Raw genomic sequence first — 24,909 nt, 5'->3', positions numbered from 1 at the left:
ATAGTTAGATTAGTTATTTAGTGAAAGGGAGGGTAATTATTTATTATCCTCCTTTTTTTGTGCGTTAGTGGGAGTGGAGTAACAACATCGATCACTTTTGTCACCTGTCTATGTTCCTTTAGGCTTTCGGAGAAAAGGAGGAGAGGTATCTGGGTTCTAGCAGAGGGAATACCTTTCGTTTAAATAACAGGCTTTAAAAAACCTATTCAAAGAGCTTCATCCGATTAAACAAAACCAACTGTTAGGCTTAAGAAGTTTTGTCGTCATCTATAACTTTCCTTTACTAATCAAATCATAAGAAAAACATATCTTAGAGTGCACAAAACAGTTCTGCTATGAAAACGCTATGTTATATCTCTTTGTTTTTTTGGATATGTATTTCCTGTAAAAATGAGACTTCCAATAAAAAGGATTTTCAAACCGATAATAAGGCTGTTGTCTTTGATGGAATTTCAGATTCTATTAAACCCGGGGATGATTTCTTTAACCATGTTAATAAAAAATGGTTCGATAAAGCTGTAATCGCAGAGGACCAGGTTGGAGTAGGGTCGTATCGATTTTTAAATATTCCACAGCAGGAACTGCTTAAAAATGTTTTGCAGGAAGTGTCCCAACGAGAACATCCCAAAGGAAGTATTGAACAAAAGGTGGGCGATTTTTATGCCTCTGGGATGGATACCCTTAGTATAGATTCAAGAGGAATTACACCCATACAACCCATATTGGATCAAATAGAGGCCATTAAGGATATTTCCGGTATGACGGATTTTGTAGCTATCCAGATCAAGTCAGGGGATTATTCCATGGTTGCGCCTTATGTGTCTCCAGATCAGGAGAATAGCTCCCTTAATATTTTACATGTTGCGCAGTCCGGATTGGGAATGCCCGATCGTGATTATTACTTTCAGGAAGATGCTTCAGTGAAAGCTATTCAGGAGGCTTACAAAACCTATCTGACTTCACTGTTCAAATTGGTAGGGGATAGGGATGCCGAAGCGCAGGCAGCTATCGTATTCGAAATTGAAAAACAACTGGCACAATCGCACAAGACACGTATAGAACGACGGGTCATTAAAGAAAACTATCACAAAATGTCCGTTTCCGAACTCGACCAAAAACATCCCAACTTGGGTTGGAAGGCACTATTCACAAATTTGGGAGCCGAGATAGATTCCTTGGATGTCTCACAGCCAAATTATTATGATACCTTGAACAAGTTACTGACGAAGGTACCATTGGCCCATTGGAAATTGTACCTGAAAGCTCACTCCGTGGATTCACATGCCAATATTTTAAGCACACCCTTTAGGGATGCTGCTTTTGAATACAGTAAAGTATTGTCCGGACAGGCCCAACAACAATCGCGGGCAAAGCAAATGGTACGTAGGGTTGATGACCAAATAGGCTTTGCCCTAGGACAATTGTATGTAAAGCGTTACTTTAAGGAGGATGCCAAAAAGCGGGCCCTTGATCTGGTGAATAATTTTCAGAAAGTATTGGAGAAACGTATCGACGACCTAGATTGGATGAGCGATAGCACCAAGCTAAAAGCCAAGGACAAGTTATATGCCATCAACAAAAAAATAGGCTATCCGGATGTGTGGAAAACCTATGATGTGGCTATAGATCGGGATAAATTCTTTGAAAATGCGGTGGCCTTGCAGCAAGATGAATATCAATACGAACTAAAGCTGCTTAATAAGGCCCCCAATCGGGACGAGTGGCATACAACCCCGTCTACGGTAACCGCTTATTACAACCCTGCGTTGAACGAAATTGTGTTTCCAGCCGGTATATTACAACCTCCATATTTTGATCTGTATGCGGATGATGCCGTGAATTACGGAGGTATTGGAATGGTAATAGGTCATGAGTTTACCCATGCCTTTGACGATCAAGGGGCACAATATGACAAAAATGGAAATGTTGCCAATTGGTGGACCGAGGACGATTATACACAGTTCAAGGCCAGAACCCAAAAAATTATTGATCAATATTCAGACTTTACGGTTTTGGATAGTATCCATTTAAAGGGGGCGTTGACGGTTGGGGAAAACACGGCCGATAACGCCGGGATTGCCATTGCCTATGATGCGTTTAAGCTAACCGCTCAGGGGCAGGACTCTACCAAAATTGGAGGCTATACCCCAGACCAACGTTTTTTTCTCTCCTTAGCCAATATTTGGCGGGTAAAAATGCGCGAGGAATTCTTGCGCAATTATGTGATGACCGACCCGCATTCGCCACCCATTTGGCGCGTAAATGGCCCATTAATGAACTTTACGCCATTTTATAACGCTTTTAATGTTGAGCCAGGGGATCGTAATTTCAAACCCGCGGAGGAAAGAATTAAGATATGGTAGGTACCTAAAAGTGATGGAAAAACCATTGTTATTCAAAATAAATGTAAGCCGCTAATTTTCAGATCCGAGTGGTTATGTTTTGTATATTTAATACACAATAATCAATCCTTCTAAGACAAAAATATCATGAGCGCAAAAACTGTTAAAGCATACGGAACAAAATCCGCTGAATCCGATTTGGAACAATTAAAGATCAACAGAAGATCGGTAACTGCAAAGGATGTAGAGATCGATATTCTTTTTTGTGGTGTCTGTCATTCCGATTTGCATTTTGCGCGAAATGATTGGGGCATGACACAATATCCTGTAGTACCCGGCCATGAAATTGTAGGAAGGGTAATCCAGGTTGGGTCTGGTGCCTCAAAGTATAAAGTGGGTGACCTGGTTGCAGTGGGATGTTTGGTAGATTCCTGTAGAACCTGTAGTAATTGTAAGGATGATTTGGAACAATATTGTCCACAATGGGTCGGCACCTATGGCGGTTACGATAAACATTTGGACTCACCTACGCATGGCGGTTATTCGGAGACTATTGTTGTAGATGAAGATTTTGTACTGCGCGTGCCCAAAAATTTGGATCAGGCAGGTATTGCACCGGTATTGTGCGCGGGCATCACGACTTGGTCACCTTTGAGACATTGGAAGGTTGGTAAGGGGAGTAAAGTTGCTGTAGTCGGTCTTGGCGGCTTGGGTCATATGGCCATTAAACTTGCCAATGCCCTTGGGGCGGATGTTACCTTGTTTTCAAGAAGTCCAAATAAGGTTCAGGATGGTTTGGATCTAGGCGCGCACCAAGTCGTTATATCAACGGACGAAAAACAGATGGAGAGCGTTATGAACCATTTTGATCTCATTATAGATACGGTTCCCTATGCACATGATTTGAATCCGTACATTGGTACTTTATCAACCAATGGCACCTTGGTAGTTGTTGGTTATTTAGGACCTCTGGATCCAATGCTGGTAACCGTGCCTATGATTATGGGACGTAGGGCAGTGGCAGGATCTTTAATTGGGGGAATTGCCGAAACGCAGGAATTGTTGGACTTTTGTGGAAAGCATAATATTACTTCGGATATCGAGATCATTAAAATGCAAGATATCAATGTTGCCTATGAGCGTATGCTGAAGAGCGATGTACACTATCGTTTTGTCATAGATATGAAATCGCTCAAGGAATAATTCCTATATAAGGCGACTTGAAGTGGCCTTTTTAATACATAGCACTTGCGGAATAGAGAGTGCACTAAGTGCATAATAAGATTTTTATCAGTTGAGCAAGCACTATTGGAAAGTTAGATCCTTATTGGAAGAACCATGGATTTGTTGTAAATTCATAGAAACCATTATGTTATCCCACCATGAAAGATTCTCGGACTATTTTGACATTGCTTTTTTGCGCACTTATGTCCTGCAATTCGGGCACAAAACAGAAAAAAGAGGAAATGCTGGCAGTAAAAAAAATACCCAAGGTAGTTACCTCGGATATAGAGGCGGGCATTAAGGACAATATTGCTAAAAAGGTAGAAGAAGGTGGCGGTTATTTTAACATGACAACAGAAGACAGGGATCTGCGGCTAAATTTGGTGCGGGTACATACGGAATACTTGTCCAATTTGGGCCCTCAACGGCATTTTGCATGTGTTGATCTGGCCGATATTAGTGGAGATGTCTATGATGTGGATTTTTTCTTGGACGGAGATCCAGGAAGTATGACCGTTACCGAAACCACCTTGCACAAGTTAAATGGCAAACCCTTTTATACCTGGAAACAGCGTGATGATAAGACGTGGTATAGAATGCCAATTTTAAATGCATCTTCAGATTTACTCGGTGTCATTGAGGGAGAAGATAGTTTTGAATTTCATTATGAGGTTACCCTGCCAAAAATTGAGGAGTCGGCAAGAATATGGATTCCCGTACCACAGAGTGATCGCTTTCAAACTGTTGCGCTGCAATCTATCGAGGCTCCCGTGGAACATCGGATACTTGAGGAAAAACAATTCGGTAATTCTATATTATATATGGAACTTTCGCCAGAACAAAGTGGAAAAAAAATGGAATTGGTTTACGATGTAGTTCGGCAAGAGAAAAAGCCCTATGAAGAAGATGCTTCCCCAACAAGATATTTGAACCCTAGTTTATTGATGCCTGTAGGGGACCGTTTTAAGATTCTTGCGGATTCCATTATAGCTCAAAAAAGTAGTGAAGGTAGTATCATGCAGGCACGTGCGCTGTACGATTATGTAATAGACAATATGCGTTACATAAAGGCGGGGAAATACGGTACAGGCGATGCCGTTTACGCTTGTGATGCGCTTAGTGGTAACTGTACGGAATTCCATTCTTTGTTTATTTCACTGGCTAGATCTGCGGGAATACCATCACGATTTGCTGTAGGGGCTGCTATACCATCTGATCGAGACGAAGGAGGTATAGATGGTTATCACTGTTGGGCAGAGTTTTACGCTGAGGGAAAATGGTGGCCGGTGGATATCAGTGAAGCCAATAAATACACGGCTCTCGCAACCTATTATTTTGGTAGGCATCCAGCGAATCGAATCGAATTTAGCCGAGGACGGGATCTTAAAATAGAACCCGGCCCACGTGCGGGAACGATCAACTTTTTGGCATATCCAGTTATGGAAATAGGAAAAAACCCAGCCTTCCCTAAAACATTTTTTTCTTTTTATAGGGAAGCTAAGCCAAAAACCTCAAAAAATATAGTAAATCTTTACTAATACAGAACCCTTAGTACCTTACTCGCTTTTTGGATGTTCGTCCTCTGTTTTTGGATGTTCGTCAGCGTCATTAGTAGGGTGTTCTTCGTGTACTTCCCCTTCTTCAGAAGGATGTTCTGCCTGTTGTTCTGTCTTGTCCTCTTTTTTTGTTTCCCTGCATGAGCTCAATGAAGCAGTTGCAACAAAACCAAATAGGAGCATTACCAAAGTAAGGTATTTTAGTTCTTTTAATCGGCCCATAATAGCTATTGATTTATTACTGATTAATTATGTAAAAAGGATGCTAAATAATTGATTGTCTTAAAGATAACCATTTTTGACCGAAAATTGATAAGTAGACTCATAATTATTGTGTTGAAAAAATTGAGAAAATGGGCATACAGTTTTAAGCCATGGAATATAGGGCGCAACAAGAATTAGAGCGAGGGCACAATAAATAAAGCCGACTTGTTAGAGTCGGCTTTAAATTATATGCTGCGGCTTATATATTTTTACAAATAAGCCTTTAATATTTGGTTACGGGATTTGTTTTGAAGGATCCGTAGTGCTTTTGCCCTAATTTGCCTTACACGTTCCCTGGTGATATCAAAGATTTCGCCAATTTGGCTGAGGCTCATTGGGTTTCGTTCTCCAATGCCATAGTACAGACGAATAATTTCACTTTCCCTGCTGGGAAGTGTTTTTAACACCATTTCAATATCCGTTCTAAGGGAGTCTTTCATCATTTTGGTATCTGGACTATTGGATTCTTGCGACTTTATAACATTGTATAAATTGGAAGATTCCCCTTCTTCAAAAGGTGCGTCCATAGACAAATGCTTGCCCGAATTTTTGATTGCCAATTTCACCTGTGTGGGACTCATATCTAGCTCCCTGGCAATCTCCACGGCGCTTGGGGGACGCTGAAAAGTCTGTTCCAAGGTAGAGAACACCTTGTTTATCTTACTAATTTCACCAATTTTATTCAGGGGCAATCGTACCATACGGGAATGTTCGGACATCGCTTGCAGGATAGATTGTCTGATCCACCAAACGGCATAGGAAATAAATTTAAAACCTCGGGTTTCGTCAAAACGTTGGGCTGCCTTGACCAAGCCAATATTTCCTTCGTTGATTAGATCGGAAAGGCGTAAGCCCTTACCTTGATATTGTTTTGCGGCAGAAACCACAAAACGTAAATTGGCATTTACTAATTTATTAAGGGCAATTTGATCTCCTTCACGAATTCTTTTGGCCAATTCCACCTCCTCATCTGGGGTAATCAATTCAATTCTTGATATTTCTTGAAAATACTTTTCTAAGGATCTGGTGTCTCTGTTGGTAATTTGTTTAGTGATCTTAAGTTGCCTCATATATTTGATTTAATTATTAGTTACATCTTATAATTTAACAATTTTTTGCATAATTCCTAATAAAATTGCAATTATTTTGAATTTTTTTTAAACAAAATGCGAATTACTCTTAAATAATGCTAAGAAACGTGAGTCGACCGATTTTTAGTAGATAATGAGTTATTTGAATTTCCTTTTGAATCGAACTTAGGTTTAGGAATGTTTTTAGTGCACTGATAAGATCTAAAAGAAGACTCACAGGAAATAATCCCTCATACACTCCAAACTAATCGCTATTCACAGAAAGTAGCAAAATCACCTTTTGTTATTCATTAGGTTTGTTCCCAATACTAATAAATAGAAGTCAAAAACAATGAGGTTTATTTTAAATAGGATTAGACTATCGCTTTGTGTTATAGGTTTGTTTGCATTTGTAAAAAGTAACGCTCAATCCCCAAAGGAAAATACCGAAGACCATATTGAATATAATAGTTCTATGGATACCGAAAACATTTATCTACAGCTTAGTACGGATGATCAGCCCACTATGCTTGCTATGTTGCGCCGTGGATTCTATGTTTATTTTGATGTCAAGGGGAAGAAAAAAAAGAAAGTGTCCGTTCAGTACCCTTTAGAAACGGAACAGCAACAGAGATCAGAAGGAAGAAATGATAGAGATGGGGGCAACTGCAGTGCAAAAGAAGACGATGACCATAAAGGGCCGGATATTTTGGTCATGTTGGATGCAATGCCTAAAAAAGCCAATTATATCAAGAATGATTACGAAGAAGAATTTCATTTAGATCTTAATAAATTGGGTATCTCCATTAGTTACAACTATGACGAAGAAGGTAAAATATTGCGATATGAACTTAAGATGCCAAAACAGAACATAGCCGATGCCGGTATTGATTTTTCAAAAATGTCGATTGGTGTGGTAACCCCAAAATTGGAAAAGAATACAGAAAACAAAGGTTCAAATATTAGCTTTGGAGGTGTAGGCCAAGGCGGTGGTCAAGGTGGTGGTCCCAGAGGAGGAGGCCAAGGCGGTGGTGGCCCTAGGGGAGGCCAAGGTGGCGGTCAGGGTGGCGGTTCGTCACAGCAGGATCAACGACCCGAAGAAGTAACGATCGACTTCTGGTTTAGCGCAAATTTGACCAAATAGTTCCTTTAGATTATAAAGCCAGCATTTTAAAAGGCCATAGGTGCATTGAAATGCAATAGACAAAAGAACCCCGCCTTTTGGTGGGGATTCTGTTTTATTGCCGTTTATTATTAGGTCCTCCGCTTAGGCTATGCTAGACAAGGTACTCAGAGCTTTGTGGTCAGCCTTGGTTCTTTTTGGGGCCATACAAAAAAGAACAGAACACCTTGAGATTAAAAGTTGCTTCTATTTAAAGGATTAAATTATGGCCGCCAGCCTACTGGCTTGATCTATAGCGCGTTTGGCATCCAACTCGGCTGCCACATCCGCCCCTCCAACTACATGCACCTTTAAACCTTGAGCCTCCAAGGGTTCCAACAAGTCCTTAAGTGGCAATTGGCCTGCACAAATGATAACGTTATCTACTGCCAACACTTTTTGCGCTCCATTTTGAATATAATGCAAGCCTTCATCATCAATTTTGGTGTATTGCACCTGGTTAATGAACTGTACTTTTTTGTTTTTCAAGCTGGTTCTATGTATCCAACCAGTGGTTTTGCCTAGACCACCGCCAAATTTCCCCTTGCTGCGCTTCAACATAAAAATTTCCCTGGGTGAGGGATGAACTTCTGCCCGTACCCCTTCAATTCCGCTGCGGGCCTTAATGGTTTTGTCAATTCCCCATTCCTTTAACCAGGCGTCAATATTTAAAGCGGTGCTTTCACCTTCGTGTGCCAAATATTCGGAGACATCAAAGCCAATTCCCCCTGCACCAATTACCGCAACACGTTTGCCAACAGTCTTCTTTAACTTTAAAACATCTATATAGCTCAGCACTTTGGGGTGATCTATCCCTTCAATCTTTGGGGTTCTTGGTTTTATTCCTGTGGCCAATATTACCTCATCAAAATTGCTGTTCTTTAAATCTTCGGTAGTTACCCGCGTATTTAATTTTACGGTTACATGGTGCAATTCCAATTGCTTATTAAAATACCGAATGGTTTCATAGAATTCTTCCTTCCCTGGAATTTGTTTTGCCATGTTAAATTGTCCCCCAGTTTCCTTGTCGGCATCAAATAGTGTTACATTATGTCCCCGTTGTGCTGCTATGGTTGCTGCAGCCAATCCTGCAGGACCTGCGCCTACAACGGCAATTTTTTTCTTTTGGTCTGCTGGAAGATAATTGAGTTCGGTTTCATGACATGCCCTTGGATTCACCAAACAACTGGCTACTTTTTGAATGAATACATGATCTAAACAGGCTTGATTACAGCCAATACAGGTATTTATTTCGTCAGACTGATTAGCTTCCGCCTTATTTACCCATTCAGGATCGGCTAAAAATGGCCGGGCCATCGAAATCATATCTGCGTGACCTTCCGCTAATATTTTTTCTGCAGTTTCCGGCATATTTATTCTATTGGAAGTTATTAAGGGAATGGAAAGTTCTTCCTTCATTTTTTTCGTTACCCAGCTAAAGGCAGCTCGTGGTACAGATGTTGCAATGGTGGGTATTCGTGCTTCGTGCCAACCAATTCCGGTATTTATAATAGTGGCACCGGCTTTTTCAATTTCCTTGCCCAAGGCCACCACTTCTTGCCAACTGCTTCCTTTTTCCACCAGATCCAACATGGATAAGCGGTAGATGATGATAAATTCCTTGCCCACCGCTTCACGGGTCTGTTTTACCAAAGCTATGGGTAAGCGCATTCTATTTTCGTAGGATCCCCCATAATCGTCGGTGCGTTTATTTGTTCTCTCCGCAATAAATTGGTTGATCAGATAACCTTCCGATCCCATAATTTCAACACCGTCATAACCTGCTAATTTTGCTAATTTGGCAGAATTCACAAAATCACGGATCGTACGTTTTACGCCTGATGGTTTTAGTTTAAATGGCTTAAAGGGAGTAATGGGCGATTTTATGGCCGAAGGAGCTACGGCAAATGGATGATAGCCGTAACGTCCGGAGTGCAAAATTTGCATACATATTTTACCACCTTCCCTATGCACTGCCTCTGTGATTACTTTATGGTGTTTTGCGTGTTTTTTGGTACTCATGCGTGCCGAAAAGGGCGCTGTCCAACCTTGTACGTTCGGGGCAATGCCACCGGAAACTATCAAACCAACACCACCTTTTGCCCGTTCGGCATAATAGGCCGCTATTTTTTCCATGCCATTTTTTTTCTCTTCCAGGCCTGTATGCATGGAACCCATTAGAATGCGGTTCTTAAGAGTTGTAAATCCCAAATCTAAGGGTTCAAAAATATGTTTATACTCGGTCATTTTTTTATAGTTTTTGCTATGCATGCATAATAACTGGTAAGTTACGGTTTTTTTGGTACCAACTCAACTTAAGCATAGGGCAGAGGTAGGGCATTCTTTTCTTCATAAGATAGTGTTACAGCTTTAAAGTAATGTAGCGAATTCAACAGAATCAATTTTTGTCTGGACAATTCATGTCCTCGTCGAAAGAAATCAACATTTTGTCCAATAATCCATAAATAGGCTTTAAAGTGATTAAACCAAAATTGAAAATATATGTCAAAGGAGTGAAAGTATAAATTAAAGATTAACCTTTTAAAATTTATGACCTATGAAAACAAATAGCAAAATATATTTCATCTTGTCCATATTACTTGTAGGATTTATGTACGTAGGTACGGCCCAGACCCGTACGCGCACCACAACCAAAACAACTAGAACGGTAACTAAAAAAACACCAAATAGGGTGTCCAGTAAAAGAGTGGTTTATAGAACCCCGACCAGAAAGGTTGTTTCTGTAAGAACCGTACCCAATAGAAAAGTGGTGAAATATCAAGGGCAAAATTATTACTATTCCAATAACAGATTTTATACCTATTCCAGAGGTAGATACATTGTAATCGCTCCCAAAATAGGATTTAGAATAAATACCTTACCTACAAATTATCGCAGAATTCATTTTAATAATTATATCTACTTTACTGTGGCAGGCACTTTCTATACACAGATAGGAAACGAATATGAAGTGGTAGAACCGGAAATAGGGACTATCATCTATGAACTTCCGGAGGATTATGAAAGAGTTACCATAGATGGACAGACCTATTACGAGTACGGCAATATTCTATATGAAAAAGTACAGGTTGATGGTACTAGGGCTTATGAAGTTGTTGGTATTATAGATTTGGAATAGGTTGTAGAAATAGCGGCCTTTCTAAAATTAAAAAGCGCTTATCATCCAATGGTAAGCGCTTTTTTGGTTTTGGTATATGGTGTTTTTGTTTTTTGATCTTCAAGGTTGGCGTAGTTGTTATACGGGACCACAGTAGGCGGGAAGTTCCAAGTTAAAACGTTTATTCCGGTATGATGTATATCATTGCCTATAACTGGTGTTAGGTCTATATTAATCTGTATATAACAATCAATCCCAAAAATGAACTGGCATATAGGTTGGATCTTATATCAAGCTGTAGGCAACATACTGTTAGTGCCATGGGGAATAAAGTCTTTGGGATTTTAAAAATTGAAATAGATCTATAAAATTAAAATAATATGAAAACCGTAGCTCCACAAAAAGTAGAGGAATGCTGCCCTACCTTTAATAATGAAAAATGGGATGAAAAAACCTTCAACTGGGATAACAAACCATTTATCAAGGCATCTGTACCCACTTTTTTTCATATTCCTTTTCCACCAATGATCGGCAAGCAGATTACTAGAATGAACAAAATTGCCGAGGATTCCAATCAACTAGATCCCAACAAGGAAGATATTTTGGTCCTGTTCGCAGATCCGCATCCGTTTAAATCTGAAATATATTTATCCGTAATGGCTAAGGTGCCCGAAGCAAAAAACACTTCCCTTACAGGAACATTCATGAGCAAGGTGTTCGATGGGGACTATAATGCCCTACCAAAGTTTATGAAGGAAATGGATGTCTATTTGGGCAGTAAAAATAAAAAGGCCAAGAGGTATTTTGTGCATTATGCCTATTGTCCTAAATGTGTTCAGGAAAAAGGACACAACTATATGGTGCTGTTTGCTGAAATTGACAACTAATCGTCGGTATGAGGTATTGAATATTCAAATTAAGCTAGTCGTTGTTGTTTGCCTAAGGTGATTCTATTTTAGCCCCTACGGCATGTTCCATTTAAATACATAGAATATTAGCCTACTTTCTGATAGACCTTTAATGCTTAAAGCAAAATCCCAATAATCAAAATCAATAGTTTCAGGATGACGATTTTCAGAGTAAACATACTCAATCCAATATATGCTTATATAATTTGGATTAAGCTGCTTTGTTTCCTTTTTTAAGATATTCTCCATCTAACGTTAAACTTTCATTTCAATTTTCTAATAATCAAAAACCCTATAGGTTAAAATTCTATAGGTATTCATCAAGAATAGTGATACTACTTCGCCAACATCTATTTATTTTTATAGATTCTTCAATTGATATATAAAATGAAAAAATTATTCTTAGGTTTTTGTTTACTAGTGGGTTTTGCAACCAAGGCACAAACGGTCGCCGATAAGCCGTTTCTTCAGGATAGGGCTAATAAATTCTCCTTGAAAGAGGGAGAGGAGAATGTGAATTTGCTTCAAGTTGGGAGTGATAGAAATAAGGCTATTAAAGTCCTTAGCAGTCAAGGACTCATGCTTCCACATGAAAAAAATCTTCGACAAGATGTACAATATCGACCTTTGCTCGATATGAATCTTGTGGCCTTAACCGAATACCAAGGTCAATTTGTTTATTTGACGGATAAGGCGGTTTTAAGTAATGCTTGGGCGGGCAAGTTATATATTAACCATAGTATAAAGGCTCCTAGAGCGATGGGCATAGGTCCCGATTTTTTGACCTTGATAGCAGGAGAAAACGATTTTGTTATTTTTAATAACAAACAAGAGGTTTGGAGGTCTTCCATTAACAAGCTAAATCCGATATCCGTCCAATACGACCCAAATTCCGGTCAGTTTTTACTTTTAACGGCAGAAGGACTCTACCAAGTGGATGGTAGTTTAAAGACGTCAAAAAAGGTATTTGATGGCAATAATTTAACGGCATTCAGTTTGTTTGAAGACACCATTGTTCTGGGTACTACCAATGGTATTCAGATTTTGGACCGTAAAACATTTGCCTTAAACAAACTGGATCAAAAACTACCTTGGACAGAAATTACCAGTGTAAAGAATATTCGCGGCAGTCTATGGTTAGGGTCCACCAAAGGAGCATTTAAACTACGTGAAGATGGCAAATACGATTATTACGCCTCAAAGCGATGGTTGTTAGACGATCAGGTGGTAGACATGGCAGAGGGACCGGACAAGAGTGTTCTGGTCTTGACCCAAAAAGGGATAAGCAAAATCGATTTTTTACCTATGACACTGGAGCAAAAGGCGGAATATTTCCAAGAAATTCAAAGGTTGCGACATATACGGTACGGTTTTACCTCCGATCTGGCCATGAGAACCCTGGGAGATCTTTCCACGGGCTATTTTCACGATACGGATAATGATGGACTATGGACTTCGATGTACCTGGCAGGGGAGTTGTTTAGGTATGCGGTAACCAAATCCGAAGATGCCAAGCAAAACGCCTATGAAGCCTTTGAGGCCATGGAGAGGTTAACGGCACTTCCCGATCTAAAAGGGTTTCCTGCAAGATCTTTTGAAAGGGATGGTTATGAAGTTGGGCTACACGCCAACGGATTTTCTGAAGAGTGGAGACAGCAATGGGAGAAAGAAAACGGACGGATATGGCAGTTGTCGGAGGATGAACTGTGGCGATGGAAGTCTACCACCAGCAGCGATGAATCTTGTGCGCATTTTTTCGTGTACGCACTATTTGCCGAATTGGCACCCGATAAGGAATGGCGGGACAGGGCCATACATCAAATAAAAATTGAGATGGACCATATTATGGATAACGATTGGTATTTAATGGACTGGAATGGAAAGCCGACCGCATGGGGAAAATGGAATCCAGAATATGTAAATAGCTTTCCTATCAATGTGGGGGATCGTCGACTGAATTCAACCCTTATTCTGTCTTTCCTTCAAACCGCCTATCATTTTACAAAAGACAAAAAATACAAGAAGGGGGCCGAAAAGCTGATAAAAAAATATGGATACGATGAAAATGCCAACCGCCCAGCTACGGTCATAGGTTTTGTAGAAGGAGAGGACTTAAGCAATAAATGGAACCATTCCGATGATGAAATGTATTTTTTGACCATTCCCGGATTTGTTAATTATTCCTTTTCGGATGAACAAAAAGAAGCACATTTTAATACGGTAAAAAGTCATTGGGAGGTAGAACGCTCTGAAAAAAATCCCTTATGGAATTATCTTTTTGCACTTTCCGGAGGGAAAAATATAGATAGTGAAGAATCCGCCTGGTGGTTGCGCGAGTTTCCAATGGATCTAATCGATTGGAAAATTGATAATGACCATAGAAAGGACCTAACTAAAATAGCACCTAATTTCCGAAGCCAGACATATACAGAGGTGTTGCCCGGTGATGAGAGAACGCTTCATTTGCACAATGGGGCTTATAGGAACAATGGCGGAAGTGATGGTAAACGGGAATACGCCCCCTATATCTATTTGTTGCCCTATTGGGCGGGCAGATATGTGGAAGCCATTAGTGCACCGCAGGCTGACTAAGAAAGGGATTAATACTTTAGAAAAAAGGGAAGACCATTGGTCTTCCCTTTTTTTTTGTGTAAAATGTTGGATATAAGGAGATCCGGGGCCTAGTTAAACTAAATGTCTTTACCCAAAGCAATCTAGCCATATTTGCGAGGTTTATGAAGATCTTAAAAAATACCATTGACCTTGTGCAACAAAGAGATGGTACTATTTCGCTGATAAAAACTATCCATTTACTGAAACTTCGGTATCATTCGCTGATAATCCACATGCCCATTTAAACTTCAGGTATAGTATGGTATCTAATGTCTAAACTCAACTAGGAACTAGTTGTACTTTCTAAAACAATGATAACATCTAAAAACAGTAAGAAATGAGAAGATCAGGATTTAAAATGAGATTTATACCACTTTGTATTGCAGCACTTGCCCTAACCGCTTGCAGTAGTGATGATACGGAAGCCGTAAATCTCACAGAGGAAACTAGTGACAGCGAAACCACAGGAGATGACAGTAGTGGTATTAATTTGGATTCTTACATTTTGGCAGTGGCTCCTGATGACGGGGTATTTTTAATAGACCACGAGGGGGATACCTTGTTCGAGTGGGATATGGATGGTGATAATTTGGGCAACGATGCAAAATTATATAGCGATGGTAGTTTGGTAACTACCATAAAGGTCAATAATCCGTCTATTGATTTTGGTGGCTATGGCGGTCAGTTTAGAAAGATTAATGCGGACCAGACTATAGAGTGGGAGGTAAGCTACTCCAGTTCTAGTTATATAGCCCACCATGACGTTAATTACCTATCCAATGGAAATATTATTTTTCCGGTCTGGGAAGAAGTAAGTTCCAGTGAAGCTGCTGACATGGGATTTTCGGGCAATTTTGATATCTATCCAGATGCCATAATAGAAATGAATCCCCTTACCCAAGAGGTGGTATGGGAATGGCATACCACAGATCATATTGTACAGGATTATGACAGTAGCAAAGCAAACTACGGCGTAGTGGCGGATAATCCGAATAAAATTGATATCAACTACAACAACGATCAGACCGATGGCGATATCACCCACTTTAACGGCATCACCTTGGATGAAACCAATGATCTAATATACGTTACGGTAAATTTTTATAGTGAAGTCTGGGTCATAGACCACAGTACCACTTCCCAGGAAGCGGCAACAAGCGTGGGTGGTAATTACGGCTTGGGCGGGGATTTGGTCTATCGTTTTGGAAACCCTTTGGCCTATGACAACGTAGGTGAAGTAACCTTGAACAGGGTACATTACCCCAATCTTTTTGACGGAAATAAGATGTTGGTATTTGCCAATAATAAGTATAATGGGCAATCTGCGGTTGTGGAGTATGAATTAAACCCTCCTTACTTATTGGTTGCCGGGCAGGATAATGAGCCATCGGTTACTTGGGAATTTACGGATTCCGATTTGTACAGCAACGGACTAGGCAGTGGTGTGCGAATGAGCAATGGTAATACCCTGATTTCTGAAGGGACAGGAACCCTATGGGAGGTAAGCGCTAGTGGAGAGGTGCTTTGGCAAAACAACGATTATAACAGGCCGTGGAGGGCTTATAATTTCCCTGTGGATGATCCGGCCATTAAGGCATTAGGCCTTTAAATAAGAATAAATAGTTTTTCATTTGGTTGATGTTGTAAAAGCTCTGGCTGCTGGGTTGGAGCTTTTATTTTATAAGGTAATCCATTAGGACGGCCTTTATATATGCGATAAATAGAAAATAAATGTTCTCAATATTACTATTGGCAATGTTCTTTCAATTTGTACGACCAAAGACAGGATCAACCGAGCAGCTTAAGTTTGTGCTATACCTTGTCTTTTGATCAAAAAAGATACAAACGATAAAAATGGATACCCTTAAATTAAGTATATTTTTATCATGTATATGGTAAATACCTATTATTGCAACAATTTTAGAAAGAATGAATTCAGAAGAGTAATTATATACTCGGGACATTAAAACCTTAAATTTTCGTAGAGGTATTCACATCTATTTGCTTCAATTTTTAATTCCAGTATCCCTATTCGGTACGGGCGGGCCTGCCTGTTCATCAGACAGGTGTGTGGAGTGGGTTCTTTGTGCAATTAATTTTAAGGATTTAATTTTATAGATTTGTTTTAGCAAATCAACACTTTGAACAATCAAAAATCAATAGCAGTTTTACCATTTGTTAATATGAGCAATGATATTGACAACGAATATTTCTGTGACGGAATCACTGAAGAAATTATAAACGCACTAACAAAAATTGACAAACTTAAGGTTATTGCCAGAACCTCATCATTTGCCTTTAAGGGAAAAGATATAGATATCAGAAAAATTGGGGGGCAACTAGGGGTAAGCACAATTCTTGAAGGAAGCATTAAGAAATCCCGGGAAAGGGTTAGGATTACGGCCCAATTAATAGACGTTGAAGATGGTACTCACTATTGGTCTAAAAAATTTGATAGGCAATTAATGGATATTTTTGATTTAGAAGATGAAATTAGTTTAGCAATAGCCGAAGAAGTTCGAAACAATTTTGGGCATTTTGAAATTCAAGAGCATTTAATAGAACAGCCAACAAGCAGCGTAGATGCCTATCAAATGTATTTGAAAGGACGTTCTTTTCAATTGAAATGGACACCAGAGGGCCTTAGCCAGGCCATACACTACTATAACAAGGCCATTGCATTGGATAAAAATTACGCCAAGGCCTATTATGCCAATTTACAATGCTATGGGTTATCGGCAATGTGGGGTTATATTCCTTATGAAGAAGCAATGGAGTCGGCCATAGACAATTTGCTTATGGCAAAAGAATTAGACGCCTCTTTACCTGAATATCCTTTGTCTTATGTCGGAAAGTTTTTTTGGGAAGAATGGGATTTTAAGAGTGCCTACATTCATATTAAGAAAGTCTTGGCCATTAACCCCAATCATGTTGATGGTTTAGAAGCCTTAACAGAGTTGTTCATAGCGCTTGGTTTTTTTGACATGGCCTTACGATATGCAAACAAACTTTTAGAGGTAGATCCGCTTTCTGCAAACAATCATTACACATTGGCCCATATTCACTATTTTCAAGGCCTATTTGACAAAGCCCTTGAAAATATCGATTACGCGTTAGCACTTAACCCTGAACTAGAATTAGCGCATCATTTAAAATGCTTTTGTTTAATATGGCTGAACAAAAAACAGCAGTTTCAAGAATTTATATGCAACACCTCATTAATAGAAGAGAAAAATCTATTGTTCAGACTTGTTAACGAAAAGCATATTGACGTTCCCCATCAAATTATTGAAAAATGGTCTAGTCTCAGTAAAGATAAAACCATGCTGGTACCTTATGACGTGTTTATTTTGGCCAACTCACATCAAACGGCGACGGCCTTTTCTCTCTTAAAGGAAATGATCGACCAAAGACGCGGTCAAATCATTAACTATAGGCAAGAACCATTCTTGAGGCCCCTGCATAAAATAAATGGTTTCACAGATCTGCACTGGTCAAATTTATCGTCTACGGATATCACATCTACCAAGAAAGATGAAGAGAAAGCAACAGCAAATGTTTTGGATAAAGACCAAATAAAGAAACTAAAAGGCAAATTACTTTCCTATTTTAAGGAAGAAGAACCTTTTTTAAATCCACAATTAAACTTAAATGTCGTTGCTCAGGTTTTGGAGCTGAACAACAATAAAATATCATTTCTGATCAATCAGGCGTTTGATGTTAATTTTAACGACTTTGTTAATTCTTATCGCCTCAAACACTTTAAATTAATAGCACTCGATGCTAATAATTCTCACCTTACCATCCTTGGGTTGGCTTATGATAGTGGTTTCAATTCTAAAACCGTATTCAACACCTATTTTAAAAAAATAGAAGGGGTAACCCCTAGGGCTTGGATGAAAGCCAACTCATTGTAAATCTCGCCTATTTCGTTTCAGATTATAATTTAGAACGATTTACCTAATAATCCGGTGAATCTTTGCTGCAAAATTAATAATCAAAAAACGATCAATTATGAATGCATCCATTTTAGGGCCCAAAACTTATTTAGGGAATATTCTAAATAGCTTTGATTGGCTTTGTGCCAGCACTCGATACCACAATTGTATTGCTGAGCAATCGGCAAGACGATACAGGCTCGCAACGCAATACCATTATCCGTCAATTATTAACGAAAGAATTTAATTAACAATAGAAAACGACCATTTAATCAATAAACATATGAAAAAGTTAGCGTCAATAGTCACATTACTTACATTGTCAGTAGTACATATGTATGGGCAAGAAACATCGAAACAAGTATTTGAGATCAAGGTCATTACAAGTGTAGAATCTATCATTCCGAGCGGGCTGGGACGATCACGTTTAATTTCGTCAAACGACGAAAGGGATTACAAACAATTTACCTCTAGTCGAACAGAAGAAAACAATACCAGAAACAAATCGAAAAGAAAAGATATTAGACTTAAAAATTTTGAAGAAACGAAATTATTGAACTTTTATAACCTAGGCGGAATCCGGTTTCAAAATATAGCCGCCAATGATGCCTTAATTTCTTCAAAATTAACCGAAATGCTTTCCGAAGGTTGGGACCTGATGTTCATAACCAGTGCCGTAGAAAGCGATGCGGGGAAAAACGATGACAACGGTATTTTTATTACCCGCTATATTCTTAAAAGAAAGTTCAACTAAACCGGCGTAATAAATTTACCTAAATGAAAGATACCAACATATTATTAGCGGGCGCCACAGGCTATTTGGGCAATTATATATTAAATGAACTGCTAGAGAAAAAAAATCAGGTAATCGCTATTGTACGCAATCCTGATAAGTTGCAAAATAGTAATGAAAACTATTTGGAGATAAAACAGGCCGAGGTCACAAAGCCTGAAACATTACGAGACATTTGTAAAGGAATAAACACGGTAATATCCACGGTCGGCATTACAAAACAAAAAGATGGTCTAACCTATATGGATGTAGATTATAGGGCCAATATGAATTTGCTCGAAGAAGCCAAAAAAAGTGGTGTAGCACACTTTGTATACGTTTCTGCCATTAATGGCGACAATTATCAGGATTTAAAGATTTTTGAAGCCAAAGAGAAGTTTGTCGCTGCTTTAAAATCTTCTGGGCTCAACTATACCATAGTGTGGCCAAACGGTTTCTTTTCAGATTTGGGCCACTTTTTACATATGGCCAAATCGGGTCGTGTGTTTTTGTTTGGATCTGGCAATCAAAAATTCAATCCTATTCATGGCGCGGACCTTGCAAGGGCCATTGTAGCTACCTTGGATGATTACAATAAGGAATTGACCATTGGAGGCCCCGATGTTCTGAGTCTTAAATTTTTGTCCTAGGGTAGGGCAGGACCGTAATGTTGAATTCCTTCAGGTATTCCCAATATCTTTCATAACCAGGTTTAACAATGTGATCCTGCCCAAAATCCCCATAAAGTCCGTCCGACAATTCATCCCGTGTGGTATATACATGTCCGCCATGTCTAACGGATGCCTCTAAAACAAGAACCTCATGTCCCTTTTCATAAGTTCGTAGGCACAGCACAGACCCCCAATACCTGTACCCCCGATAATTATTTTTTTTGAAGCTGTAGCGGGTTTTGGCCAATCGGACCCTAACTTTTCGCGCATATCATTCGCCGTTAATGAATTAATAGGTAGAACTGTGGCACCAACTCCTGCTGTGACCACATTTTTCATAAAGGTTCTTCTTTTCAGATGGCTCATACAATAAGGGTTTAGAAGATTATTTTGGTAGTATTGAATATACGAACTTTTATAAGGTTTAGGCATCTGTTTCCTCAAGTAGTGGCAGTTCTCCTGATGAATATCATATGTATTGTTGGCGATCCAAACTACTTTTATTCCTTTCTAATTCATAAGACAGGAAAAAGGATCAATTATGAAGCAATTAAAATGGATCATTCCAGGGATTTTAACAATAGCGGTAGTCGGCTACTTTATAATGAAGCCAAAATTGGATGCAAAAAACCTGGAGTACACTTACATCCCCTTGGAAAAAGGGCAGATTGAAGCAGTAGTTTCCAGTACCGGAGCATTGGAAGCCATCAATACCGTAGAAATAGGAACACAAATATCGGGTACCATTAAAAAAATCTATGTGGACTATAACGATGAGGTCACAGCGGGGCAGCTTTTGGCAGAAATGGACTTAAATCTATTGCAGACCAACCTTATAAGTGCCCAAGCAAATTTGGCCGTTGCCCAAGCCCAATTAAATCAAGTCCGAGATACCTACAATAGGAATCAGGTGTTATTTAAAAAATCGGTCATATCGGAACAGGAATATAAGGATTCCCAATATAGCTATGAACAAGCATTAAGCGCCAAAGAGGCATCATTGGCTGCTGTTAAGAATATTAAGGTCAGTATAGAATATGCACATATAAAATCGCCTATTAAAGGGACAGTAACGGAACGGAGTGTTGAGGAGGGTCAAACGGTGGCGGCCTCCTTTGCTACCCCAAAAATGTTCGTCATTGCTGAAGACTTAAAAAAAATGCAAATCTTGGCAGATGTGGATGAGAGTGATATAGGGTATATAAGCAATGGTCTCCAAGTGCGTTTTACGGTACAGACCTATCCTGAAAAAGTGTTTTATGGGAAAGTAAGTCAGATCAGATTACAGCCTATTCAGCTAAACAATGTCGTAAACTACCAGGTGATTGTAGATGTTGATAATCACGAAGGGCGTTTACTTCCGGGAATGACCGCAAGTCTCGAGTTTATAACCCAATCTGCCAAAGATGTTTTGCTGATCAATAATTCGGCCCTGCGTTTTAGGCCCAATGAACAAATGCTCAATGAAATTAGGCCCATCTTGGAACAAAAAGGGAAAATTATGCTTCCTGATTCCTTACAACAGGGTTTTATAAATGCCCTTAACAATGAGGAGCAATTTACCCCTGCCAATTTCAAGAAAAGTCTACCGAGCAATATCAATGGTTTTTTTTACAGGGATACTGCAGGGAAATTGGATTTCAACTTTATTGAAACAGGTATAAAAACAGGCATGCAGTCCCAAGTCATTGGATTTTTGGATGGTTCTCCGCTATCGGAAGGAATCAAGGCCATTAATGGCATTAAATCTAAAAAATAGAGAATTATGCCCTTAAAAAAAGTCATAGAAACCAGAAAATTAAATCGCGTCTTCAAAAATGGGGATATTGAGGTACATGCGTTGACGGAAATCGATTTGGTTATCGAGGAAGGTGAATTTGTTGCCATTATGGGGTCTTCCGGATCCGGAAAATCGACCCTTCTGCATATTTTGGGGTGCCTGGACAAGCCTTCTTCCGGCGAGTATTATTTGGATGGAGTGCATGTAAATAAATTGAACAAGAACCAATTGGCAGATATTCGAAATCAAAAAATAGGCTTCATTTTTCAAAGCTACAATTTACTGTCGCGCACCACGGCACTGGAGAATGTAGAGTTACCCTTGGTGTACGATAGAACGGGCAGGTTTACCAATTCCAAGGAACTCGCAAAAAAAGCATTGGAACAAGTTGGTCTGGAAGACCGTATTTACCATAAGACCAATGAGCTTTCTGGAGGACAACAACAACGGGTCGCCATTGCCAGGGCCCTCATCAATGACCCAGCGCTTATTTTGTCTGATGAAGCTACCGGAAACCTTGATAGTAGAACAAGCATAGACATAGCGGATTTGTTTGTGAGATTAAATAATGAGGGCAAAACCATTTTAATGATTACCCATGAACCCGAAATTGCCCAGTTCGCGAAACGGATGATTTATTTAAGGGATGGTCGTGTGCTTACGGACGAGCTTATAAAAAACAGAAGTACCAAAGAATCGGCCTTAAAAGCCTTGGAATTAATCACTTAATAGGAAAGTATGAAACAATTCCTTAAAACATTTAAGGTGGCTTTTCAAGCTATTTACAAGAATAGGACCCGAAGTTTACTTACGGCCTTGGGCATCATTATTGGTGTTGCCGCGGTGATTATGACCATTTCCGCAGGTCAGGGCGCCACACAGGAAGTACAAAGTCAGATTTCTGGTTTGGGTACCAATTTATTAATGATCAGTACCAAAACGGAACACAGAGGGGGTATGGATGTTAGAATGGGCAGGCCTATAGATGAAAAAGACCTGCTTATGTTACAAAAGAACTCCGTTTGGATGCCAAAACTGTCGCCATTGGTAGCAAATGGAGTAAGGGCTATTGGTCCACAGGGCAATAAATCTACCACCATTTATGGAGTTTCCTCGGATTACTTTGATATCCTAAATAGGGAAATAGTTTCAGGTGATGGTTTTACCGAAGAAGATGTGAAAACGGCCCGTAAGGTCTGTGTCATAGGTGAAACTATAAAGAAAGAACTATTTTCAAGCGCAGATCCAGTAGGACGACAAATTAGAATAGATAAGGTTCCCTTCACTATTGTTGGTATCTTAAAGGAGGAAGGCAAGGGTACAATGGGCCAGGATCAGGACGATATGCTTATTGCGCCCTACACCACCATACAGAATAGGTTGTACGGTAGGCGCAGGGGCTACAATATGATTATGGCCAGTGCCTTGAGCGAAGACCATATACAAGATGCGGAAATAGAGGCTACTGAACTTTTACGGGAAACGCACCGTATCTTGGAAGGGGAGGAGGACGATTTTGAAATTATGACCCAAGTGGAGCTCCAAGAAATAACCGGTAACGTAACAGGAATTTTGACCCTTATTTTAGGGGCTATAGCCAGTATATCCCTTATTGTGGGAGGCATTGGTATAATGAATATTATGCTGGTTTCGGTAACCGAACGTACCCGGGAAATTGGCACCCGACTGGCCATTGGGGCGCGGGAAAGCGATATTTTGACCCAATTTTTGATAGAGGCCATCGTACTGAGTCTTGCCGGAGGTATTTTAGGGATTATGCTGGGAATTCTTGGTAATCAAATTATTTATAAGACTACCAATTTTTATATACCTACCGCTATGGACTCCATTCTCATAGGCTTTGGTTTTTCGGTATTGGTAGGTATTGTTTTTGGTTATTTCCCTGCCAGAAAAGCTGCCAGATTAAACCCTATAGATGCCTTGCGGTACGAGTAGGGACTTTATTGGTAGGTTTATAGGCATTTCGAATGGGCAGAAGGGGAGGGACACCGAGCTTTTTCGTGAGGTGCATGAATTCTTTAATTTAAAATAACTAGCTATGAATAAATGCCCGCCCGAACGCCCGCCATGACCTTCGGGCAGGTATCCGTTTCGGTACGGGCGGGCCTGCCCGACCTTGTCATTCAGGCGGGCTTATTATGCGATCCAAAGCCTGTCCTGAGCGGAGTCGAAGGGATAGGAGGGAGGGCAATCTGCGTGGAAGTATCTTGTAATTTCAAGAATTAATCCAATAGCTATTCGCAATAATTAGGTGTCATATTTCAATAATAAATAAAAATTAAACTAAAGCATTTAACTGTTTTACCCCATATAAAAAAAATACGTAACTTATTTTCAAAATTGTTTGGAAATGAATAGAAGAAACTGGATATCAAAGGCAACACTCGGTTCAACGGGAGTGGTAATACTTCCACACTTAGGAATAGCTATGCCCAAGACCAACCTTGGTGATACCTATCTTAGATTAGCTTCCAATGAAAATCCATATGGGTGCTCGGAACAAGTAAAAAAGTCTTTTTTAACTTCTGCTACAGCTATTAATAGATATGCTTTTCCGGCGATACCTGAATTAAAAATAGCCCTGGCAAAACGTTTTCAACTTACAGCGGAAAACATATTATTGGGAGCTGGCTCCTCCGGTATCTTGGAAGCTGTGGCCCAGTTTATGCTACAAAGGGAAGGTGATGTAACCACCGCCACACCTACCTTTGATATATTGCCTTCAATGTTGGAAAAGTTTGGCAGAAAAACACACTATATTCTCTTAAAACAAGATCATACGCTTGATTTAGATGCTATGTTGGCCAAAACCAAAGAGCATCCGGGTTTGGTATATATTGTTAATCCCAATAATCCTATTGGTACGGTCGTAGCTTCTCAAGAGCTTAGGCAGTTTATTACTGAGGCCACTAAATATTCCCATGTCTTAATTGATGAGGCCTATCTTGAATTTTGCGATAACCCGGAATCGATGATAGATATGGTTATAAACCCAAGGGTCATGGTTATTAAAACATTCTCGAAAGTATATGGTTTGGCAGGACTACGTATTGGGTATGGTTTTGCACATAAAGAGTGGGCCAATGAATTGGAAAAATTTATGATTTTTGCCGGTCTCCCAATATCCTCTCCAGCCTTTTCTGTAGCTACGGCTGCCCTTGATGATCAAAATTTTGTGGATTTTGTGGTACAAAAAAACACAGAATCCAAAGCCATTGTGGTAGAGACTTTACGCAAATTGGAAATTGACTACATTCCGTCGCAGACTAGTTTTATTCTTTTTGATATTTCAAAATATCCAACGGAGTTTATGATGGATATGAAAAATAAGGGAATATTGATCGGGACCCGTGACTATTTGGGCAAGAAGTGGTGTAGATTGAGTATGGGAACGGTGGAAGAAATTAAAGAATTTACAAAAGTTCTTACGGAACTTTGGAAGGCATAAAATTATCGTGTTCAGGCACGTT

General features: G+C 39.6%; 20 protein-coding genes. 15 read left to right on the top strand and 5 right to left on the bottom strand.

What is annotated here, in order from left to right; genetic code table 11:
* Nucleotides 1-335 precede the first annotated feature (335 nt).
* The 3 genes from LV92_RS09960 (at nt 336) to LV92_RS09950 (ending at nt 5,104) form a co-directional block, all read left to right on the top strand.
* On the top strand, nt 336-2,363 hold the full coding sequence (locus tag LV92_RS09960; RefSeq protein ID WP_111623481.1) for a M13 family metallopeptidase: 2,028 nt from the start codon (nt 336-338) through the stop codon (nt 2,361-2,363).
* A gap of 126 nt (nt 2,364-2,489) precedes the next feature.
* On the top strand, nt 2,490-3,545 hold the full coding sequence (locus tag LV92_RS09955; protein ID WP_111623480.1) for an NAD(P)-dependent alcohol dehydrogenase: 1,056 nt from the start codon (nt 2,490-2,492) through the stop codon (nt 3,543-3,545).
* Between the two features lie 263 nt (nt 3,546-3,808).
* Nucleotides 3,809-5,104, top strand: a complete 1,296-nt coding sequence (locus LV92_RS09950; RefSeq protein WP_245946324.1) for a transglutaminase-like domain-containing protein — start codon at nt 3,809-3,811, stop codon at nt 5,102-5,104.
* A gap of 18 nt (nt 5,105-5,122) precedes the next feature.
* Here the strand turns inward: LV92_RS09950 and LV92_RS09945 are convergent, their stop codons facing one another.
* Together LV92_RS09945 and LV92_RS09940 are read right to left on the bottom strand one after the other, a co-directional pair.
* Nucleotides 5,123-5,344 carry a hypothetical protein gene (locus LV92_RS09945; protein WP_111623478.1) on the bottom strand — a complete coding sequence of 74 codons (222 nt, stop codon included), beginning with the start codon at nt 5,342-5,344 and terminating at the stop codon, nt 5,123-5,125.
* A gap of 251 nt (nt 5,345-5,595) precedes the next feature.
* Nucleotides 5,596-6,456 (bottom strand): sigma-70 family RNA polymerase sigma factor, encoded by an 861-nt coding sequence (locus tag LV92_RS09940; RefSeq protein ID WP_111623477.1) that lies wholly within the window; start codon nt 6,454-6,456, stop codon nt 5,596-5,598.
* 352 nt (nt 6,457-6,808) lie between these two features.
* On the opposite strand from LV92_RS09940, the gene LV92_RS21895 reads away from it, so the two are divergent.
* Entirely contained in the window at nt 6,809-7,600 is a 792-nt protein-coding gene (locus tag LV92_RS21895) for a hypothetical protein (protein WP_111623476.1), read from the top strand.
* A gap of 237 nt (nt 7,601-7,837) precedes the next feature.
* On the opposite strand, the gene LV92_RS09930 is transcribed toward LV92_RS21895, so the two are convergent.
* The gene (locus tag LV92_RS09930; RefSeq protein ID WP_111623628.1) at nt 7,838-9,865 is read right to left on the bottom strand and encodes an NADPH-dependent 2,4-dienoyl-CoA reductase; all 2,028 of its coding nucleotides are present in this window, start codon (nt 9,863-9,865) and stop codon (nt 7,838-7,840) included.
* A gap of 310 nt (nt 9,866-10,175) precedes the next feature.
* Here LV92_RS09930 and LV92_RS09925 point away from each other — a divergent pair, with 310 nt between their 5' ends.
* The 7 genes from LV92_RS09925 to LV92_RS09890 all read left to right on the top strand — a co-directional run bounded on the left by LV92_RS09925 (nt 10,176) and on the right by LV92_RS09890 (nt 19,617).
* Nucleotides 10,176-10,757 (top strand): DUF6515 family protein, encoded by a 582-nt coding sequence (locus LV92_RS09925; RefSeq protein WP_111623475.1) that lies wholly within the window; start codon nt 10,176-10,178, stop codon nt 10,755-10,757.
* 359 nt (nt 10,758-11,116) lie between these two features.
* The gene (locus tag LV92_RS09920; RefSeq protein WP_111623474.1) at nt 11,117-11,623 is read left to right on the top strand and encodes a hydrolase; all 507 of its coding nucleotides are present in this window, start codon (nt 11,117-11,119) and stop codon (nt 11,621-11,623) included.
* A 408-nt stretch (nt 11,624-12,031) separates the two neighbouring features.
* Entirely contained in the window at nt 12,032-14,236 is a 2,205-nt protein-coding gene (locus LV92_RS09910) for a hypothetical protein (RefSeq protein WP_111623472.1), read from the top strand.
* 358 nt (nt 14,237-14,594) lie between these two features.
* Nucleotides 14,595-15,866: an aryl-sulfate sulfotransferase gene (locus tag LV92_RS09905; RefSeq protein ID WP_211322957.1), complete on the top strand. Its 1,272-nt coding sequence runs from the start codon at nt 14,595-14,597 to the stop codon at nt 15,864-15,866.
* Nucleotides 15,867-16,440: 574 nt separating this feature from the next.
* Nucleotides 16,441-18,174, top strand: coding sequence for a helix-turn-helix domain-containing protein (locus tag LV92_RS09900; RefSeq protein WP_111623470.1), 1,734 nt, complete (start codon nt 16,441-16,443; stop codon nt 18,172-18,174).
* Between the two features lie 355 nt (nt 18,175-18,529).
* Complete coding sequence (locus LV92_RS09895) at nt 18,530-18,949, top strand: hypothetical protein (RefSeq protein ID WP_111623469.1); 420 nt, start codon at nt 18,530-18,532, stop codon at nt 18,947-18,949.
* A gap of 23 nt (nt 18,950-18,972) precedes the next feature.
* A complete protein-coding gene (locus LV92_RS09890; RefSeq protein ID WP_111623468.1) occupies nt 18,973-19,617 on the top strand; it encodes an SDR family oxidoreductase in 645 nt (214 codons plus the stop codon).
* Here LV92_RS09890 and LV92_RS22170 read toward each other — a convergent pair.
* The gene (locus tag LV92_RS22170) at nt 19,601-19,822 is read right to left on the bottom strand and encodes an FAD-dependent oxidoreductase (RefSeq protein ID WP_211322956.1); all 222 of its coding nucleotides are present in this window, start codon (nt 19,820-19,822) and stop codon (nt 19,601-19,603) included. The two genes, LV92_RS09890 and LV92_RS22170, sit on opposite strands and share 17 nt — an antisense overlap.
* Nucleotides 19,774-20,004, bottom strand: coding sequence for a hypothetical protein (locus tag LV92_RS21885; protein ID WP_211322955.1), 231 nt, complete (start codon nt 20,002-20,004; stop codon nt 19,774-19,776). The genes LV92_RS22170 and LV92_RS21885 overlap by 49 nt, the downstream gene beginning before the upstream one ends.
* A 175-nt stretch (nt 20,005-20,179) precedes the next feature.
* Between LV92_RS21885 and LV92_RS09880 the strand changes: the two genes are divergently transcribed.
* The 4 genes from LV92_RS09880 to LV92_RS09865 all read left to right on the top strand — a co-directional run bounded on the left by LV92_RS09880 (nt 20,180) and on the right by LV92_RS09865 (nt 24,887).
* Nucleotides 20,180-21,397, top strand: coding sequence for an efflux RND transporter periplasmic adaptor subunit (locus LV92_RS09880; RefSeq protein ID WP_111623467.1), 1,218 nt, complete (start codon nt 20,180-20,182; stop codon nt 21,395-21,397).
* A gap of 6 nt (nt 21,398-21,403) precedes the next feature.
* The gene (locus tag LV92_RS09875) at nt 21,404-22,147 is read left to right on the top strand and encodes an ABC transporter ATP-binding protein (RefSeq protein WP_111623466.1); all 744 of its coding nucleotides are present in this window, start codon (nt 21,404-21,406) and stop codon (nt 22,145-22,147) included.
* Nucleotides 22,148-22,156: 9 nt separating this feature from the next.
* Entirely contained in the window at nt 22,157-23,374 is a 1,218-nt protein-coding gene (locus LV92_RS09870) for an ABC transporter permease (protein WP_111623465.1), read from the top strand.
* Between the two features lie 415 nt (nt 23,375-23,789).
* The gene (locus tag LV92_RS09865) at nt 23,790-24,887 is read left to right on the top strand and encodes a pyridoxal phosphate-dependent aminotransferase (RefSeq protein WP_111623464.1); all 1,098 of its coding nucleotides are present in this window, start codon (nt 23,790-23,792) and stop codon (nt 24,885-24,887) included.
* Nucleotides 24,888-24,909 lie beyond the last annotated feature (22 nt).

The organism is Arenibacter echinorum, assembly GCF_003259375.1.
In the GTDB taxonomy this organism is placed as follows: Bacteria; Bacteroidota; Bacteroidia; order Flavobacteriales; family Flavobacteriaceae; genus Arenibacter; species Arenibacter echinorum.
This window is presented reverse-complemented; position numbering and strand designations above follow the sequence as displayed.

What these genes read in the sequence shown, in the direction of transcription:
- LV92_RS09920 (WP_111623474.1), top strand. Translation starts at nt 11,117, where the DNA reads ATGAAAACCGTAGCTCCACAAAAAGTAGAGGAATGCTGCCCTACCTTT.
- LV92_RS09950 (WP_245946324.1), top strand. Translation starts at nt 3,809, where the DNA reads ATGCTGGCAGTAAAAAAAATACCCAAGGTAGTTACCTCGGATATAGAG.
- LV92_RS09890 (WP_111623468.1), top strand. Translation starts at nt 18,973, where the DNA reads ATGAAAGATACCAACATATTATTAGCGGGCGCCACAGGCTATTTGGGC.
- LV92_RS09925 (WP_111623475.1), top strand. Translation starts at nt 10,176, where the DNA reads ATGAAAACAAATAGCAAAATATATTTCATCTTGTCCATATTACTTGTA.
- LV92_RS09955 (WP_111623480.1), top strand. Translation starts at nt 2,490, where the DNA reads ATGAGCGCAAAAACTGTTAAAGCATACGGAACAAAATCCGCTGAATCC.
- LV92_RS09910 (WP_111623472.1), top strand. Translation starts at nt 12,032, where the DNA reads ATGAAAAAATTATTCTTAGGTTTTTGTTTACTAGTGGGTTTTGCAACC.
- LV92_RS09895 (WP_111623469.1), top strand. Translation starts at nt 18,530, where the DNA reads ATGTATGGGCAAGAAACATCGAAACAAGTATTTGAGATCAAGGTCATT.
- LV92_RS09945 (WP_111623478.1), bottom strand. Translation starts at nt 5,344, where the DNA reads ATGGGCCGATTAAAAGAACTAAAATACCTTACTTTGGTAATGCTCCTA.
- LV92_RS09880 (WP_111623467.1), top strand. Translation starts at nt 20,180, where the DNA reads ATGAAGCAATTAAAATGGATCATTCCAGGGATTTTAACAATAGCGGTA.
- LV92_RS09940 (WP_111623477.1), bottom strand. Translation starts at nt 6,456, where the DNA reads ATGAGGCAACTTAAGATCACTAAACAAATTACCAACAGAGACACCAGA.
- LV92_RS09900 (WP_111623470.1), top strand. Translation starts at nt 16,441, where the DNA reads ATGAGCAATGATATTGACAACGAATATTTCTGTGACGGAATCACTGAA.
- LV92_RS21895 (WP_111623476.1), top strand. Translation starts at nt 6,809, where the DNA reads ATGAGGTTTATTTTAAATAGGATTAGACTATCGCTTTGTGTTATAGGT.
- LV92_RS09930 (WP_111623628.1), bottom strand. Translation starts at nt 9,865, where the DNA reads ATGACCGAGTATAAACATATTTTTGAACCCTTAGATTTGGGATTTACA.
- LV92_RS09875 (WP_111623466.1), top strand. Translation starts at nt 21,404, where the DNA reads ATGCCCTTAAAAAAAGTCATAGAAACCAGAAAATTAAATCGCGTCTTC.
- LV92_RS21885 (WP_211322955.1), bottom strand. Translation starts at nt 20,004, where the DNA reads ATGAGCCATCTGAAAAGAAGAACCTTTATGAAAAATGTGGTCACAGCA.
- LV92_RS09870 (WP_111623465.1), top strand. Translation starts at nt 22,157, where the DNA reads ATGAAACAATTCCTTAAAACATTTAAGGTGGCTTTTCAAGCTATTTAC.
- LV92_RS09905 (WP_211322957.1), top strand. Translation starts at nt 14,595, where the DNA reads ATGAGAAGATCAGGATTTAAAATGAGATTTATACCACTTTGTATTGCA.
- LV92_RS09865 (WP_111623464.1), top strand. Translation starts at nt 23,790, where the DNA reads ATGAATAGAAGAAACTGGATATCAAAGGCAACACTCGGTTCAACGGGA.
- LV92_RS09960 (WP_111623481.1), top strand. Translation starts at nt 336, where the DNA reads ATGAAAACGCTATGTTATATCTCTTTGTTTTTTTGGATATGTATTTCC.